The sequence below is a fragment of the Blastopirellula marina DSM 3645 genome (assembly GCF_000153105.1).
Classification (GTDB): domain Bacteria; phylum Planctomycetota; class Planctomycetia; order Pirellulales; family Pirellulaceae; genus Blastopirellula; species Blastopirellula marina.
In genome coordinates this window covers 3,562,242-3,579,679 of record NZ_CH672376.1, presented here as the reverse complement: position 1 = coordinate 3,579,679, position 17,438 = coordinate 3,562,242, and the positions used below count along the sequence as shown (strand labels likewise).

The window sequence follows — 17,438 nt, the reverse complement described above, 5'->3', positions numbered from 1 at the left end:
AAAAAGCCGCCTGGCGAGCCAGGCGGCCTATCGACTTGGAGGCATCCTAGTGGGGGAGTCCGCAGGCGTTAGTCGGCGGCGGCGCCGGCCAGAAAGCCCTCGAGTTGCTGGCTACGAACCGGATGTTGCAGCTTGCGAACCGCTTTGGCTTCGATCTGACGAACGCGTTCGCGGGTCACTTTGAAAATCCGCCCCACTTCTTCCAGGGTGTAGGTATAGCCGTCCCCCAGACCGTAGCGGAGCTTGATAATCTCTCGTTCGCGATAGGTCAAAGTCTTGAGGAGACCTTGAATGCGATCGCGGAGGATCTGGTTGCTGGCGCTGCGAATCGGCGTCTCTTCATGGCTGTCCTCGATGAACTCGCCAAAGCTGCTGTCTTCGCTTTCGCCAATCGGACGATCCAGACTGACCGGCTGGCGGCCGATATCCATCACGCGGCGAACTTCTTCTAGGTCGATCTCGGCGCGACGCGCGATTTCGTCCATCGTCGGTTCGCGACGCAACTCTTGCAGCAAACGCTTCTGCACGTTCCGCAGTTTCGACAAGACGTCGATCATGTGGACCGGAATGCGAATGGTTCGCGCTTGATCGGCGATGGCGCGAGTGATCGCTTGGCGAATCCACCAGGTCGCGTACGTCGAAAACTTGAAACCGCGGCGGTATTCGTACTTGTCGACGGCTCGCATCAGGCCGGTGTTGCCTTCCTGGATCAGATCCAGAAAGCTGAGCCCGCGATTCCGATATTTCTTGGCGATCGAAACGACCAACCGCAGGTTGCCGCTCGACAGTTCGCGTTTTACTTTTTCGTACTCGTCAAATTGACGTCGATAACGTTCGCAACGCTGACGCAAGCCGCGGGGACTTTCCAGCGTCAGGATCATCAGATCACGCAGCTCTTGTCGCAGGTTCGCTCGCTCATCTTTGAACGACGATTGATCGCCGATCAAGTCCATGCGATTGCGAATCTGCTCCATGCGGCTCGCAAAATCTTCCAGCTGTTTCATCACCGGCAGAACCCGACGCGTACGCAGGCTCATTTCTTCGACCAGCTGCAGACATTTCTGACGGCGGCGAATAAAGCGACGCTTGGCGGCGAGTCGGTCTTCACGCGAAGTCGATTTGCGGAGCAGCACTTTGAAGTCGCGTTGGTTTTGATCCAGCAGATGGTTCAGCGTCCGCAGGTTGTGCGGCATGCGCGCCTGGATCTGCTCCTTCGTCAGTTGCTCGGTCAGCGAGACCTTGATCGTGCGGTCAAACGGCAACTCGCCGCGATGGACCTTGGTCAAGATTTCGACGGTTGTTCGCATCGCGAAATCGCAGGCCAAGACCGAACGGCGGAATTGCTTGCGGGTAATTTCGATCTTCTTGGCGAGCGCGATTTCTTGATCACGCGTCAGCAGCGGGATCGAAGCCATCTGCGACAGATACATCCGAATCGGATCATCGTTCGCCTTGGAGATTTCTTCCGGGACAAAGGTGTCGGTCCCTTCTTCGTCGTCGATCGCTTCCCGAAATTCTTGGGCCGAAGGAGCTCGCGACGTCGGTGCGTCGTCAAAGTCGTCCTCGGGGGCGCTGGTCACCAACTCGATCCCTTTTTGCTCCAGTTCGGTCAAAAGCTTATCCAGCTTCTCCGGACTGCTCGCTTCATCGGGCAGATAGTTGTTGACTTCGTCGTAGGTGAGATAACCCTGGGTCTTGCCGCGCTCCATCAGCGCGATCAAATCCTGATCACAAAGTTCCACGTGAAAAGCCTCCTTGCCTTTCAAGTTCATCAGGTTGTATGCCGTCTAATCTGCGTGCGGGCGCCGATTAAACTAAGCAATAGTTCGACAGTTCTACCCGTCCGTGGGAGAAACGATTCCCTGTCGACTTCGTTGTCGTTCGATCATTTGCTGCAGGACATCTAACTCTTCCTGCGGTTGCAAATTCTTCTGCTCCAGAGCGGTGACGCGGTCGCGTCCCTCTCGGTCTTCATAGCGGCGTTTAAAGTCCGCGATGATCGTTTTCAGCAGCGTTTCGGGATCGATGATTTTCTTCGCCGTCGCCAGCTCGTCGAGTTCCACCAACAAGCCTTTGAGCGATTCCGATTCGATCTGCGAAAGCAACTGAGTAAATTCGACCGGCGAGCCGTCATGGCAAGCCGAAATAAATGTTTGATAAAGCTGAACAGCAGCCGCGCTGCTCATCTCGTCGACGCCGATTTCGTCGGCCGCCAAAATGGTCAAGTCAGGCTGACAAGCAAGTACTTCGAGAAAATTTCGATCGTACGGATCCAAGTCAGCAGCACGTAATCTGGTCGATTCGTCGGCTTGCTCGGGCGGTCTGACCGATGCGCTGGTCGCGCGACGAAGCGAGGAAAGTCGTTTTCGCAATTCCAGCTCGTCAACTTCAAATTTTCGGGCCAAACGAGCCAGGAATTGATGCTCTCGCAAGCGAACGTCCGAGCCGGTGTCGTCTCGCAGTCGCGGTGCTCGAGCCAATGTCGAGAGCAAGCTTTCGAGCGCTTCATTCGCTTTGTGCAAATCGCGACGGACGTCGACGCCGGCCGTGGTGATTCGCAGCTTGTGTTCGAGTGCGTCGACCGAGGTCTCCAACGCCGCGGAAAACGCGTCGACTCCGCGTTGTTGCACAAAGTCGCACGGATCAAGTTGATCAGGCAGCGTGACAATTCGCAGGTCGGCTTGTTCTGATACGAACAGCTCCAGGATTTCGTTCGTTCGTCGTTGACCAGCTTCATCGCCGTCGAGCAGCAGATAAATCCGATCGGCGTAGCGGCGAAGCAGATGAATATGACGTTCGCCCAGCGCGGTTCCCAGCACGGCGACGACGTTGCGAATCCCGGCCTGCTGCAGTGCGATCACATCGGTATAGCCTTCGACCACAATGGCCGAACGGGTCTCGGAGATCGCGTCACGCGCCAAATCGAGGGCATAGAGATTGTCGCTCTTCGAGAAGAGCTTGGTTTCGGGCGAATTGACGTACTTAGCCGCTTTGACATCGGTGTTTTGCGGCAGAATGCGGCCGCCAAAACCGATCGTACGTCCTTGGACGTCATGAATCGGGAAGATCACGCGTCCCTTGAAGCGATCGTACGGCTTGCCCGACGTGCTGCTGCGGCCGATCAGGCCGACGTTTTCGAGAACGGCGGCCGAAAACTCGGTCGAGTAGGCTTGATCGACGAGCCATTGCCATTGATCGGGAGCATATCCTAGATGGAAGCGGTTAACCGAATCTTGGGAAACGCCGCGATCATGAAAATAACGTCGAGCGGCGTCCGCATCGGGGGAATGAGCGAGGTTTTTCTGGAAAAGTCGCTCGGCCCAAGCTGCGGCCGCAAAGAGCGTCTTTTTGTCGTTGGGCGATCCCGGCTGGGTCGGCGCCGATTTCGTCAAGGAAATATTAGCGCGATCGGCCAGGAGTTCTAATGCTTCACGGAAGTCGATTCCTTCGCGACGCATCACAAAGCTGAAAATGTCTCCCCCGATTCCGCAGACCCAACAGCGCCATGATTGGCGATCTGGGTTGACCTGCAAACTGGGGCGAGTGTCGTTGTGCCAAGGGCAGAGAGCGAGATAAATGCGACCCTGACGCGTCAGCGGCATGTAACCGCCCATCACATCCGCAATATCGGATGCTTGGCGTACTACTTCGCGTGAGTCGTCCAGTGTCACTTTGAAATCCTTTCAGGGATTTGTTTGGATAAATCCCCAGGCGTCGGCTGCTTGCGGCTCGTTTTTGGCTCAGCTCCGTGCTGACCAAAAGCGACGTAAGTCGGTCGCCGTCTTCGCCTTCCATGGCGAGTGGGGGCAATTTATGCTTTTTGGCGATTCCGAGTCAAGTTCATCCCGGCTGCTGCCGACAGCTTTTTTGATATCGACTGCCGATTGCTCTTAAGTCTATTGTCCAGCACAATTTGGAAAGAACAAGACCTTCGCGGAAACCACGGAACGGAAGATGCCGCCCAAGTTTTTTCCCCCAGCTGATTCGGCCGACGAGCAAGGGCTCGTCATGATCGGCGGAGATTTATCGGCCGAGCGCCTGTTAGACGCCTATCGCCACGGGATCTTCCCCTGGCCGATGTGGGATGATTGGCTGCCGATGACCTGGTTCTCCCTCGATCCCCGCGCGATCATCGAGTTGAACGACCTGCACGTTTCGCGACGTTTGGCCCGTACGCTGCGCAGCGGTCAATTTACGGCGACTTGCGATCAGGCGTTCCCGGACGTGATGCGGGGATGCGCGCGGCGCCGCAAAGGAGGGGACGGCACTTGGATTACTCCGCATTTGTTTAAGGCCTTCTGCAATCTGCATGAAGAGGGGCACGCCCATAGCGTCGAAGTCTGGCAAGGCGAAGAACTCGCCGGCGGCATCTACGGCGTCGCGGTCGGCGGCGCCTTCGCCGGCGAGTCGATGTTTCATAATGTCACCGACGCGTCGAAGGTAGCGCTAGCGACCCTGGTCGCTCATCTGAATGTACGCGGCTATCGCTTGTTTGATATTCAACAATGGACCCCGCACACCGGCAGCATGGGCGCTTGCGAGATCCCGCGTCACATCTACCTAAAACGACTCGCCGACGCCGTCCGCTACCCCGTCACCTTTGGCGCAGAACTAGCGGTCGAAGTGGCCGACGTACCGCAGCTGTTGGCTGATCTTGAATAACCTTCTCCGGTAGGGCGGACCCTACGGCGAGATCTGCATCTCGACCGGACCGCAACGCTACTTTTTTTTCGATGGACAGGACTGCAGCGGGTTTTTTTGAATCCCGCGAACACTAGCCAGAGGCGCGAGCCGATGGATTGCGTCTAGCTACTTCTATCCGCGTCGGAATCGCCGACCCCCACTCCATCCGCTCGCGCCTCTGGCTAATGTTTCATTCGACCTACGGACTGTGAGACTTCGTGAATAGTTTCTCAATGTGGACTGAGGCTGCAGTGCTTTTTTTTTCGGAGTGGACGACCGGACCGGACCGCATCCGATTTTTTTTGGAGTTGGACTGCGGGAATACCTAGCGCCACGAAATCGCTTCCTTTGCGCGCAATGTAAAGGTTAGGTCGCCGCGCGTCGGTGATTCGGATGCGGATCCCTCACCTGCAATCGACCCGAACTCCGTGCGCTTTGTCCAGCGACAATCTTTGAAGTGGACCCCAGGTGATTGAACAACGCGGCAAGGAAGATCCCGTCGAATTCTATCCGTGATAGGACGCGGACTTCCTTATCGATGCGACCCATGCGCTCCGGCTCTTGAGTTTAGCACATCAGCATGACGTAGAGAAAGCCTGTGATTCCGCTCAGTCGCTTCCCGACTTCCGGAAAGCTTCCGGCCGTCGCTCCGCAAAGTAAGCAAGAAGCGGCAATGATCGGAAATACGTGGTCAAGACTCAGTAGTCCGCCAAGCACGATCACGACGCATGCAATCGTAGCGAGCAACGAACCGAAAGCACAGCCGATCAACGTGCCCGCGATCCTGGCCAAGCTCCCATGCAGGATCGGCTCCGACCTGCATTCAATCCATCGATCCAAGCTGGACATGAAATCGATCGCCGCAAGGAAGGAGCCTACGAACGAGATCACTAGGATGAACACGATCCCAATGTGGGAGAAGAGTGCTAAGGCAATCGCGACGCTCGCGACAAATCGGAGCGTGTCAAACAGGGAGATTTGCCAAGGCTTGGAAGGTTCTGTGATATTCAAGTCGTTCTCAGCCGTGTGGCGCTGTCTTACTTGTCCCGTCGCGCTCTTGGTCCTACAGCATCGGCGTTATCTAATTTGGCGGATATGTCCGCTCATCCCAGCAATCCTGCGCCATGAATATTACGGGGAAAGATTGGTTTTCAACGTGGTGCAAATTTGTCAAGTTTCCGCAGAATCTTGATGATAAACTTGGATCATCGCTACCGGTTCGAGCGTCTATCTTTGCATCCGATCGTACCACGGCTGTGGATCGGTCCCAAGCGTTATTCCGATCTCGTATTCTCGTCCGCAATTTCGTAATGGTATTCTCGCGATGATCTTCTTTGTTTGCCGGCGCTCGACACGCTGGTTTGCCGTCGGATGTTTCCTGTTGGCCAGCAGCGCCTCCATCGCGCTTCGCGCCCAAGGGCAAGCGGAAGAGACGCCCCAGCCGGAGATCTTCACACGCGAATATCCTGACGTGAAGGAGTTTAATACTCCGAGCTATCGGCCCATTCGAGTTTATCCGATGGACGAGGTCGCCAAGCTGGCTCCTTGGAACCCGCTCACCACTGGCAAGTCGGATGAGCAACTAGTCGATGAGATCGAGCGTCTGCGTGCAAGCGATCTGCAACCGAAGTTCGTGCATGTTCGCACCGCTCCCTTGAATCGGGCGGCGATCGTCGCCGCCGACGTATCGGCCGATGGCAAGACGCTGCTCACCTACGATGCGGAGCAGCGCCTGACGACTTGGAGCCTTCCGGATGGCGAACAACTCGTCGAGTTCGCGCTCGACAAGGCCTCGGAGCAAGCGGCCATTGCGATTTCGTCGGACGGCTTGCAAGTCCTGTTTGGCGATGCGTCGTCCCAGCTCTTGTTGTTCGATGCGAAGACGGGCCGGCTTGAATTCACGCACGATCAGCTGGAGTTTCCGATTGCGGCGGCGGCGTTCTCACTGGGCGGGGCCCGCATTGCCGCAACCGATGTGAAAGGACATACCTACATCGCAGAGCCGAAGGCCGCAGGAGAGGTCCAAAAGGAAAAGAACATTGCGGATCTTCGTCCGCAGATTGATGTCGCGGTCGGCGACAGCGGCGCGTACGCGTCGGCCATCGCTAGCCCGACCAGCGTGCTGTTTTCAACCAAGATCGGTATCTCCGGCGGCAACATCTCGCATAGTCCCTATCCGATCGCAGGGACGGCCGCCAACAATCGGCAAGTGTTGTTGGTCGACAATCAGAAGATCACGTTGGCTTACAAACACCCCGAGAATTACAAGTTTACGGGTACCGATGAACCCAGCTTCTTGGCGTGCTACAGTGCGCGTTTCGATTTACAAAGCCAAACCGCGTGGATCACGACCGAAGGTGGAATCGACGTTCGCGTCGTGAACTACTTGCCGTTGTTCGACCTGGTTCGCTATCCCCAGATCGATCAGAAGATCGATCAAGTGCTGACCGCCCCGGACGATAACTTGCTCGTCCTGATCACGAAAGAAGGCCAGGCCGATCTATGGCGTCTCGAAGGCAATCAGGCGGCGATCGACGCCGAGTTGATCCGCAACCTTCACGCGCTGCTCGAAGAAAACCGCTTTGCGGCCCTCGAGCTGTTGGCCAAGCGTTGGTCGCAACTACCGTTCGATCTCTACGATAAAGAACAGCAGACGCTGTATTACTTTCTGCTGGATGTGGTTCGCAATTACAAAACGAATCACTGGCAGGATCGAACGAAAAGCAACACGTATAAAAAGTTTGTCGTTGCGAACCCCGACTGTGAGTTCTTTCGGATCGTCCTCACTATGGACGCGATCGAAATGGCTTGGGATTGCCGCGGTCGCGGCTTTGCTGCCGGCGTCGACGAGAAGGAATTGAAGTATTTCAAAATGAACCTGGAGCAAGCGGCCAATATGTTGATGCCGCTGTTCCAACGCGCCGAACCCCCTTGTCCCGAGGCCTACGCGCAGGCGATGGAGCTATCGAAGGTCGAACAGTGGAGCGACGACGCAACAGCTTACCTTTATTCCGAAGCTCAGCGAAACGCGCCGACTTACTCTCGGATTTGGGGAGAAGCGGCCGTTGGACTGATGCCGCGATGGGGCGGCGCTCCAGATTCGTCCGCCAAAATGGCGAAAGATATCGCCGACGTCGTCGGCGGGGACGACGGGGACATTCTGTATGCGAACATCGCGCGTTGCGTTCGCAACTATCACGGTTGGGAAGGAACCTTCGAGTCACTTCAGTTCTCGCAGCCGCGCGTCATGCAAGGCTACGCCAAAATGGCGCTGCGCGATTCGACCCGTCAGAACATGAATTTGAGTCAGGCGTTGATGCTGGCGCGCGAGCTGAACGACCGTCAAACGGCGAGACAGCTTGCGGAACATTTCGATTCGATCGGCGCCGTTCCCGCGCTTCATCTTTGGCCGGGGGGGCTGCCAGAGTTCGAAGAAGTCATGACGTGGACCTTGAAGCAACCCTACCAACTAGCGAGGATCGAACCGAAACTTCCCTCGGCGACGGCACAAGACTTGGCCCCGACTGACTGGGAACTGGCCAAGGTCGAAGAGCTGGACGCGATCGCTCGCGGAACCAATCACGCGACGTTTACCAAAGGGACCTCGTTTTCTGTCGGAAATCGACGTCCCTGGAAGATGGAGCTGGCGTCCGACGCGACGCGAGCCGTGACGATCGACCAGAGCGGCGACCTGCAAGTTTGGAACGTCGCGTCGGGCGAACAACTTTTGCAGCTTACCGGCGACGACGCGCCAGGCAAGGGAGCCGTCGCGCTCTCGCATGACGGCAAATCAATGGTGGTCGGCAGCGTCAAAGGAACCGTCGAACTGCGCGACGCCGATACCGGCAAAGTGCTCTATCAAGCGACCGGCTTCGAAGCGCCGATGGTCGATGCCGGCATGTCGACCGATGGCAAGCATTTTTATACCGTCGATGAAAAAGCTGGAGTGCACATCTTTTCTAAAGGGAACAAGAACTCTTGGGCGCCCCAGCTGCTCAATCCGAAAAACGAACGGCTGCTCGAACCGGTGGCGGTCGCGATCGATCTTCATGGCTCTTATCTGCAAGCGCGGCGGTATAAAGATCGGGTTGAAGTCATGGTGATTGTCCCCAATGCAAAAGGGGTTACCGCCAAGCCGGCGACGATCCGCACCAGCGGCCCCACGCAAGTCGTTTCTGGACGATATCGCTATGCCGTGGTCACGGGGGACAACATCGTCAAGATTGTCATCACCAGCTTTAAGGATGCAAGTTTTGAGGCCTTTTCGCAGCGAATGTTGCAGGACGTTCGCCGCGCCAAATTCTCGATCGACGGTCGTCAACTTTGGTGCAGCACCGACCGCTGTATCGATATTCGTGATTGGGATGGGGGCCAGCATGAAGGCCCGGTGAAACTGCCGGCCGAGATCAGCTCTGGAGAAGGGATTCGTCTGGCCCCGGATGCGGGCGCCTTTGTGAACTTCGATAGCAAGGGAACGGCGACCGTTTGGACGCTGGAAGGGAATCCTCTTTCGCGCGAATACCTGCTCGCGGCGGAGCTGATCAAGCTCATGAACGAAGGACGCTACGATACGCTCGAACTGTTGGCCGATCATTGGGCCGACGATAATACGCCGGCGTTGGATGCGATCGATGATAATCTTTACTCGTCGCTAATCATGCGTTTGAACCTGGTTGCCGTTCGTACCGGCGGCGCCGCCGGGCAAGAACAAAAGCTGCGTGAGTATCTGCAGGTTTATCCCGATTCGAAGCTGATGCGGCTGGCCTTGTTTGAGCTGAAGTACGACTTGGCCCGTCAGGCGCGCGGCGACAAGCCCAACGCCGCAACGCCGGGCGCTTTGCTGAGTGATTACCGAAAACGGCTGGAAGAATGCAAAGAGATTCTTACTCCTTTGATCCAACGCAAGGATACGCCGCCGGAAGCGTATGCTGCGGCGATTCGCCTGGGACGTGAGTCGGGCTGGGACCGCTCGAAGATGAAGTTCTTGCTTGATCGAGGGATGGAAGCGGCCCCTGCTTATGGGCGAATCTATGCCGAAACCACGATGGCGCTGCTTCCCGAATTTGGCGGCAGTGAGGGAGTCGCCCAGCAGTACGCCAAGTCGGTCGCCGATCGGATCGGCGGAAAACAAGGAGACGCCGCTTACTTCCAGATCGCGCTCTGCCTTTCCAAAACCGAAGGCTGGCCCGCGGTGTTGAAAGAGCTGAACTTCTCGCGCGAACGTCTCCTCAGCGGTCTGGTCGAGATCGCTCAGGAGCATCCCCGCCGACACCTGATTCGGACCGGAATGCAACTCGCTCAAGAAGGAGGCGACCAAGCAGCAGGCGCCGCCATCGCGAAAATTATTCAAGACCAAGCGTTTGTGCCTGACGACTTTCAATGGCCCAAAGGGGCGAATTCATTCGACAAGGCCATGCAGTGGGCGACGGGGCAATAGAGCGGCGAGGGCCGACCCTCCTGGTCAAAAAGTAGCCGTTGCAGTCGCTGGTTGCAAACGCAAACCGGCCAGTTTTGGACGGACAGGCCGGAGCGCTAATGAGGATTGGATCTCGATCGAGCAGGTCTTTTACGGACGCTGCCAAGAGAAGTCGAGCCGATTCCGCCGGGTATCGAAGAACGTGATCCTAGTGGCGGTCACGTTCACGAGAAAGGAAAGATCGATCAAACCCACTGGAAATTGCTAAGCCAATGTCCGGCTGCCCTAGATCGTTTTCGCCAACAACCGCAAACGCAATAGATCGAGCGCCTGTTTCGCCGCTCGGGGGCGATGGATCTCAGGGTGCCCTAAGGTTTGCGAGGACTCGCTGATCACGCCGGCCTGGTCAGCGACGGCGAAGCTATAGGCGCCGGCCTGGTTGATGGGGCCGATCGCCAGGCCGTAATCGGCATGAAATTCGGCGCGGATTTTTTCGGCGGCGCGTTCGATTAGCGTGACAGGATCGTCGGTCGCTTCACTCACGTATTGGGTAACGCCGGCGAACGTCGGCGCGATTCGTCCGCCGACAAAATATTCGTTGGCGGGCGAGGACTCAGAAAGAGAAAACGCGATCATGCCGGCGGTCGCCGACTCGAAGCACGCGACCGATTGATGCGCCTCGGCCAGCAAGCGACCGACCGCGTCTTGGAGCTCGTCGCCGGTTTCGCCAAAGACGAGCGGACCGAGGGTCGTGCGGATCTCGTCGAGCGTCGGTTGGGCTTTCGCCAAACATTCGGCGTCATCTTTGCCGTGAGTGGTCACCCGCAGCGTGATCGTCGCTTGGTGGACGGTGATGCCAACTTGCGGATCTCGTCCGCGGCGAATCATGTCAGGCAGCATCGCTTCTAAGCGACTTTCGCCGACGCCAAAGCATTTGAGTTCAAAATGGCGAATCAAGTTTTCCGGCAGACCCGACTCGCCGGCGATCGATGCTTTGACCGTCTGTAGCCACATCTCCTTTAGCTCGATCGGCACGCCGGGCAATGCGAACAGCTGCACGCTGCGTCCGTTGCGCTGGATCGTGAGGTAAATCCCCGGCGCGGTGCCGTTGGGATTGGGGATCACGATGCTGCCGGTGGGGAAGAGGGCCTGAACGCGGTTTTTTTCAGGCATGGGGAAACCGCGTGACGCGAATCGCTGCTCGATATGCGCAAGACTCTCGGGATCGAGCTGCAGCTCTAATCCAAACGCCGCCGCGATCGCTTCGCGCGTTAGATCGTCGGCCGTCGGGCCGAGTCCTCCGCTGACCAAAATGATCTCGGCTCGGTCAGCGGCAATTTGCAGGCAGCGGACCAGCGGCTCTAGATCGTCGGCGGCGGTCGTGTGAAAGCTGACCGGAATTCCCAGGTCCCCCAGTTCCTGGCTGAGCCACTGCGAATTGGTGTCCAGACGTTGGCCGCTGGTAAGTTCGTCGCCGATCGCCACGATTTCTGCATGCATGGGGAAGTTTCCGGAAGGTCCTGGAAGTTGGGGTAGTCAAAGTTTCCGCCAGCTCGCCATTCCTGACAAGCCGAAGGAACGGCCTGACCGGCAAACTTTTGCAAAGCGCTACTGCGTGCAGCGAGAATTGCAAATCAGACGCTTCGACCCTCTATTTTATTGCGCGCGATCACGCGACCGGCCGAAGTTTACCAGTAGCGATCATGAACGGCAGCTTCGTTTTTTCTCCCCCCGCCCAAGCGACTGGTATGAGTTCCCTGATTCAAGAGATTCAGTCTGGAGGCGACGCACGCCGCGCATTTGAAGCGGCGGTTGCGCGTGTCAAGGGCGAACTTCCTCAGCTGATCACTAGTCTAAAGCAGGGAGAATCGCTCGACGTCATTGATACGCTGCGCGGCGTGCAGCCCGATCCGCTGACCGAGAATCTGACGGCGCCGCTACGCGCCTGTCGTCAAGGTTGCTCGGCCTGCTGTTTTACGGTCGCGATCGACGTCACTGGGCTCGAAGCGATCGCGGCGGCGGAATATATTTTGCAGTGTCTGTCGCCAGAGCAAGTCGCCGCAATACGTGAGCGCCTGCAAAAGTTAACGCTGCGGCGTGCGATGATGACGCGCGAAGAAACGAAAACCAAGCGTCTAGGGTGCGGGCTCCTTGGCGCGGACGGCGCTTGTATGGTTTACCCGGCGCGACCGTTGGTTTGCGCTGGAGTTCATTCTTTCGATCAGGATGCCTGCGAAACGGCGGCGGAGTCGATCGCAGCCGAGCAAGTGGATGGACAGATCCCGATTGATCGAGCGGCGAAAGCGGCGACGATGGGAGTCTCCGGCGCATTGCAGCGCGCCTTGGTCGACCAAGGTCTCGACGGCAATCTGTACGAACTGAATTCGGCCGTGCTGTGCGCGCTTAACGAACCCAACGCGTGGAGTCGTTACCTGGCGAAAGAAGACATTTTTGCGTCGGCGATGTGCACCGAGGCGCACTCTTGGCCGCGAAACGCACGCACCGACGCGCCGCACGGCGGCGCTGTCGCGAAGCCGAATTTCTTAAAGCGAGCACGCCAGCGGTCCCGCCGGCGATAACGTCTTAGACATCGCAAAGTTGCACGGCCGCTTCCAGCGAAGCGATCATGTCTTTGTTTTTCGGAATGAATTCTTGGCCGACGTATCCGGTGTAACCGGTTGCGACGATCGCTTTCATGATGGCTGGATAATTCAGCTCTTGCTGGTCATCCAGCTCATTGCGGCCGGGGACGCCTGCGGTGTGGTAGTGGCCGATGTAATCTTGGTACTGGCCGATCCGCGTAATCACGTCCCCTTCCATGATCTGCGTATGGTAGATGTCGAACAAGATTTTCAGCCGCGGCGATCCGACGGCGTCGCACACGTCGACCGCCCATTCGATCGTATCGCACTGATAGCCGGGATGCCCTTTCATGTGGACATCCACGCGGGTGTTGAGCGGTTCGATGCAAATGTTGACTCCCCGCTTTTCGGCCAAGCCCATGATCGTCTTGAGCCCGGCGACCATGTTGCGTTTCCCTTCTTCATCGGTCAACTCGCCGCGCATCCCGCTAAAGGTGATGACGGCCGGAAACTGGGCGTCGGCGGTCGCGTTGATGGCCGAGGTCATTTTCTCGCGGCAGAAGTCATGGTTGGCGACATCGTTCCAACCTTTTACAAATCCGTGCGAGCTGGTTAATGCACAGACGAGACCATGCTTTTTCAAAATCGGAAAATCGGCCGGCTGCACCAATTCGATCGACTTCATCCCCAAGCGAACCGCGTGCGGCGCCAACTCTGCGAGCGTCATCGGGCTAAAGCACCACGGCACGATCGACTGATTGATTCGGCCATTTTTTACACCGACGGTCGATTTCTCCTCGTCGGCCCGGACCTTACCACCCACCGAAGATGCGGCGGCGCCGACGACGGCCGCGGCTAGCAAAGATCGGCGAGAATAGCGGGATTGCGGATCGTCACTGGAGGGGGAATTCATGGGCGATGTCCGTTGGTGGGTTTGGAATTGGTTCTAATTAGCGTAAACCGATGCTTCGCGCGGTGCAATTGCTGGGCGTCAGCGACATTGTCAACGACGCCGCGGACCGGTTTAATGGACCGCTGGAAAGATGATGGCGGAGCGCTAGCAAGCTAAGGAACGACTTCACATGGATTTTTGCCAAGGATTTGAGCATTTTGTACGCACGCAAGAGCCGCTGGCCTCGTATGCTTGGCTGCGAATCGGCGGAGCGGCGGAATACTTTGCCGAACCCAACAACGTTACGGAACTTGCCGCGCTGCTAAAGCGTTGCCGCGAGCAGGACAAGCCGGTCCGTTTGCTCGGCGGCGGATCGAACCTGTTGATCCGTGACGAGGCGATCTCAGGCGTCGTCGTCCGTTTGAGCCATCCTTCGTTTACCAACATCGAAGTCAACGGCGCCGTCGTGCAATGCGGCGGAGGCGCCCGACTGGCCAACGTGGTCTCGACGACGGTCGGTCTTGGCCTGGCCGGACTAGAATCGCTGGTCGGCATCCCCGGCACTATCGGCGGCGCATTGCGGGGAAATGCAGGCAACAACGGCGAAGACATCGGACGCTGGGCGACCAGCGTCGACGTCATGACCACGGAAGGGGAAGTTCGAAAATGCGGCGCCGGCGAGCTCCGGTTTTCGTATCGCGAGAGCAATTTAGACGAATTTGTGATCCTGGGCGCCGCGCTGAAGCTCGAAAATGGGGACGCCGCCGAGTTGACCCGGCGCATGCAAAAGCAGTGGATCGTCAAACGAGCCGCCGAGCCGCTGCCGGAGCAGAACATCTCCATCCTCTTTCGGAATCCGGCCGACGTCAGCGCTGCTAGCTTGATCGAACAGGCGGGACTTCGCGACGCTTCGGTCGGCGCGGTGCGGCTGTCAGATCGTAACGCCAACTTTGTGGTTGCGGCTGCTGGCGCCAAAGCGACGGATGTGCTGCAGCTGATGGAATTGGTCCGCAGCCGCGTGCATGAAGTCTTTGGAATTGAGCTGAAAAACGGCGTCACGATTTGGTAATGCCAGACTGCCGGTTGGCGATCGTATCCGAACGATCGCCAACTTGGCGCTGATCTGCTGTAAGGGGAACGCATCCTCCGTTAGATTCTCGTCTGGATGATCTAATGTTCGTGAGATCGGAAGGCCGATCACAAGACTAAGGTTCGATTGGTGGGCGCGTCTGCGCCGACGGGAACTGAAGGGCCAGTCTTTTCTCTACCAGCAGGGAGCAACGAGGGGTGAATCGTCCATCGCGAAACGCCGCGCCTACGCGACTGGGTCTTGCCGATCCGCTAGGGCGCCAGCTTTGGATTTGCGCCTTGATGGTGATCCTCTTCATTGGGGGCGCCTACGCGCTGTCTCGGTCGATTAAGTCGCAGACCGATGACAAGGTCTACTTGGTTACGAAAGAGCGGATTTCGTTTTCGGCGCCGCCAAAGTGGATCGCCGAAGGGGTGCTGCAGCAAATCGCTGACGTCCTGTTTGTGGATGACAAGCCGTTTGACGTCCGTGACCGCGATCTGACCCAACGAATCGCTGCAGCGGTGGAAGCGGCCGAAAACCCTTGGGTCCAATCGGTCGAGCGTGTCGTCAAGTATTACCCGACCAAAGTTCTGGTCGATATCCAATACCGGCGACCGGTGGCGATGGTCGAAGTCAAAATGAAAATCGATGACGCCGATTGGGGTTTAATCCCGGTTGACAGCCAAGGGGTGATTTTGCCTGGCCGCGGCAACGGATTTCTCGAAGCGAATCGCAAAAGCTTCCCGCGCATTAATCTCGGCGGCGTCGCTCCGGATGGAACCAAGAAGCCCGGCAACGAGTGGGGAGACGTTCGCATCACCGAAGCGGCCCGCATTGCTGACTCGCTGGGCAGCGTCTGGTCGCGGTTGAATTTTCATCGAATTGTCGCTGCTGCTTCCGAGGATGGTCACAATCTCTATGAGCTGCATACCACCGACGGTGCGCATCTGATGTGGGGCAGCGCCCCCGGCGTCGAACGAGCGCACGAGAACAGCGCCGCGCAAAAAATCGGGATGCTGTTGGCCCTGCAAGAATCGCAAATCGCGGCCGGTGTGGTCGATCTACGTACGCCGGCTGAGCTAACGTCAACCGCAGCGCCGGCAGCTCGCTAGTCGCCTCTTTGTCGCCGTCGGTTTAGGTTCGCGACTGAAACCTGAAAGCGGCCGGAGCGATCGTTCGGGGCATCGACGCAACTTCCGACTCAAGCAGCCAAGTCCAACGTCGGGCGCTTTCTCTCACGCGACACAAGAGCTGTTCCCCGCTGGGACCATCCGCTTATGGTCCCAAGTTCGGCTGCCATCGAATCCCAATTGACTGCCGGGGCCAAGCGAGATCGACGCCGACGTCTGATCTGAGCTCGATCCGAGGCAGCCGAACCGGGATCTCCACGTGCGTGCGCACCTCTCGTTCGCACGGTATCGAGCGTTTCGGCAAGCCGTGAGAGCGGCGAGGCCCGAGGCCATGGAGGACAATCCAAGAGCTGCGACAAGGAGCCCTGGAAGCCAGAATTTCTTATCGAAAAGCGCGTTCGATCTCATCATCTCGTTCGCATCCGATAAAGGCGAATTGAGGGCTAATGGAGCTTCATATGAAGTAAAGACCTCTCTAACGTGGTCGAAATGTAGTTTCGGTAACAACGGAAATAATTTCAGCGTCTTTAGAAATAAATATTGCAATTTCTAAAAATAGGATTAATTTACTCATATGGACGGTACGAAAATCCCCCGCGTAATTCAGTTGTCTGAGCAGATCCTGGCCGATATTTCCGGTCGAGGATTGGAGCCCGGCGACCCTTATTTGGGTACGGCCGACGCTGCTCGGATGCTAGGGGTGAGCGCCGCAGCGGCGACGCGGGCGATGCAGCTGTTAGTGCAACGGAATGTTCTCAATCGCCGTCAGAAACGGGGTACGTTTGTCGCGGAAGGTCTCCATGCCAAGACGAACCGAGCCATCGATCGGGTTCACTTGGTGGTAAATAAGTCATATCTCTCGACGGAAGGTCTGATGGCCGATGGGGTCATCGTTGGTATTCGCAGCGTGCTGCCGGACGCGGAAATTGAATTCAATCACCTTCCCAGCAGCGACGACTTGGACTGGGTGAATGAATTGATCGCGAAGTCGGCCGGTTCGCGGCAGGCGGAAGGTTTTATCCTGGCTCGGTCTTCATTGACCTCCCAGCGCTTGTTCGAAGCAAGCGGATTTCCCACAGTAATTTTCGGTTCCCGTTTTCCTTCCATTCATCTGTTGCCTTCGGTGGATCGTGACCACGTTCAGACCGGAAAGTTGCTCATCACTTCGTTGTACGAAGCAGGGGTGCGCAAAATGGGCGTCTTGATGCGGAGCCAAGTGTTGCCTGGGGATCATTCCTTTATGGATTCCATCTGGAACACGGCCTCCGAGTTGGGAATGCACCCTAACGATTTGACGATACGCTTCCTGCCGGCCGACGAACTGGCGATTCAGCATGCGACGCATGAGTTGGCTCACACGCATCAGGCGACTGGTTTAGTCTGCCGATCACAGCCCATCGCCGAAGCGGCTGCGAAATCGCTGCGGCAATCCAAAAGCGCCAGCATTCGAAATATTCCGATCGTGCTGTCCGACGTCTACAGTCGAAATCAGGCCAAGTTGCCTTGGGCGTCCATTCGGGCGGTCGATTCTTCGGAATCGATCGGCTCACAACTCGCTGAACTACTCGTGGAGCAAGCCCAAGGTCCTATTCCTGAAACGGTCATTCGTCTATCGGTCAAACTATGCGAGCCCACCGCCTAGCGGTCGCATGCAACTGCCTAA

11 protein-coding genes are annotated in these 17,438 nt (G+C 57.4%); 6 read left to right on the top strand and 5 right to left on the bottom strand.

All coding sequences use genetic code 11. The features are described 5' to 3' along the window. Nucleotides 1–68 precede the first annotated feature (68 nt). Both DSM3645_RS16310 and dnaG read right to left on the bottom strand, forming a co-directional pair. Complete coding sequence (locus DSM3645_RS16310) at nucleotides 69–1,742, bottom strand: sigma-70 family RNA polymerase sigma factor (RefSeq protein WP_040352700.1); 1,674 nt, start codon at nucleotides 1,740–1,742, stop codon at nucleotides 69–71. 93 nt (nucleotides 1,743–1,835) lie between these two features. After that, nucleotides 1,836–3,671 carry a DNA primase gene (gene dnaG / locus DSM3645_RS16305; protein ID WP_131282632.1) on the bottom strand — a complete coding sequence of 612 codons (1,836 nt, stop codon included), beginning with the start codon at nucleotides 3,669–3,671 and terminating at the stop codon, nucleotides 1,836–1,838. A gap of 283 nt (nucleotides 3,672–3,954) precedes the next feature. On the opposite strand from dnaG, the gene aat reads away from it, so the two are divergent. Then, nucleotides 3,955–4,662 carry a leucyl/phenylalanyl-tRNA--protein transferase gene (gene aat, locus DSM3645_RS16300; RefSeq protein ID WP_002653335.1) on the top strand — a complete coding sequence of 236 codons (708 nt, stop codon included), beginning with the start codon at nucleotides 3,955–3,957 and terminating at the stop codon, nucleotides 4,660–4,662. 588 nt (nucleotides 4,663–5,250) lie between these two features. On the opposite strand, the gene DSM3645_RS16295 is transcribed toward aat, so the two are convergent. Further along, on the bottom strand, nucleotides 5,251–5,694 hold the full coding sequence (locus tag DSM3645_RS16295) for a hypothetical protein (protein WP_040351898.1): 444 nt from the start codon (nucleotides 5,692–5,694) through the stop codon (nucleotides 5,251–5,253). A 313-nt stretch (nucleotides 5,695–6,007) separates the two neighbouring features. Here DSM3645_RS16295 and DSM3645_RS16290 point away from each other — a divergent pair, with 313 nt between their 5' ends. Further along, nucleotides 6,008–10,120, top strand: a complete 4,113-nt coding sequence (locus DSM3645_RS16290) for a WD40 repeat domain-containing protein (protein WP_002653333.1) — start codon at nucleotides 6,008–6,010, stop codon at nucleotides 10,118–10,120. Between the two features lie 264 nt (nucleotides 10,121–10,384). Here the strand turns inward: DSM3645_RS16290 and DSM3645_RS16285 are convergent, their stop codons facing one another. After that, a complete protein-coding gene (locus DSM3645_RS16285) occupies nucleotides 10,385–11,599 on the bottom strand; it encodes a CinA family nicotinamide mononucleotide deamidase-related protein (protein ID WP_002653332.1) in 1,215 nt (404 codons plus the stop codon). Between the two features lie 248 nt (nucleotides 11,600–11,847). Here DSM3645_RS16285 and DSM3645_RS16280 point away from each other — a divergent pair, with 248 nt between their 5' ends. Next, the gene (locus DSM3645_RS16280; RefSeq protein ID WP_002653331.1) at nucleotides 11,848–12,678 is read left to right on the top strand and encodes a YkgJ family cysteine cluster protein; all 831 of its coding nucleotides are present in this window, start codon (nucleotides 11,848–11,850) and stop codon (nucleotides 12,676–12,678) included. Between the two features lie 4 nt (nucleotides 12,679–12,682). Here the strand turns inward: DSM3645_RS16280 and DSM3645_RS16275 are convergent, their stop codons facing one another. Next, a complete protein-coding gene (locus tag DSM3645_RS16275; protein WP_040351897.1) occupies nucleotides 12,683–13,594 on the bottom strand; it encodes a hydroxypyruvate isomerase family protein in 912 nt (303 codons plus the stop codon). Between the two features lie 169 nt (nucleotides 13,595–13,763). Here DSM3645_RS16275 and murB point away from each other — a divergent pair, with 169 nt between their 5' ends. From murB to DSM3645_RS16260, 3 genes are all read left to right on the top strand, one after another. After that, nucleotides 13,764–14,642, top strand: a complete 879-nt coding sequence (gene murB / locus DSM3645_RS16270; protein WP_002653328.1) for a UDP-N-acetylmuramate dehydrogenase — start codon at nucleotides 13,764–13,766, stop codon at nucleotides 14,640–14,642. Nucleotides 14,643–14,860: 218 nt separating this feature from the next. Further along, nucleotides 14,861–15,757, top strand: coding sequence for a hypothetical protein (locus DSM3645_RS16265; protein WP_002653327.1), 897 nt, complete (start codon nucleotides 14,861–14,863; stop codon nucleotides 15,755–15,757). Between the two features lie 592 nt (nucleotides 15,758–16,349). Beyond that, nucleotides 16,350–17,417: a GntR family transcriptional regulator gene (locus DSM3645_RS16260; RefSeq protein ID WP_002653326.1), complete on the top strand. Its 1,068-nt coding sequence runs from the start codon at nucleotides 16,350–16,352 to the stop codon at nucleotides 17,415–17,417. Nucleotides 17,418–17,438: the final 21 nt, after the last annotated feature.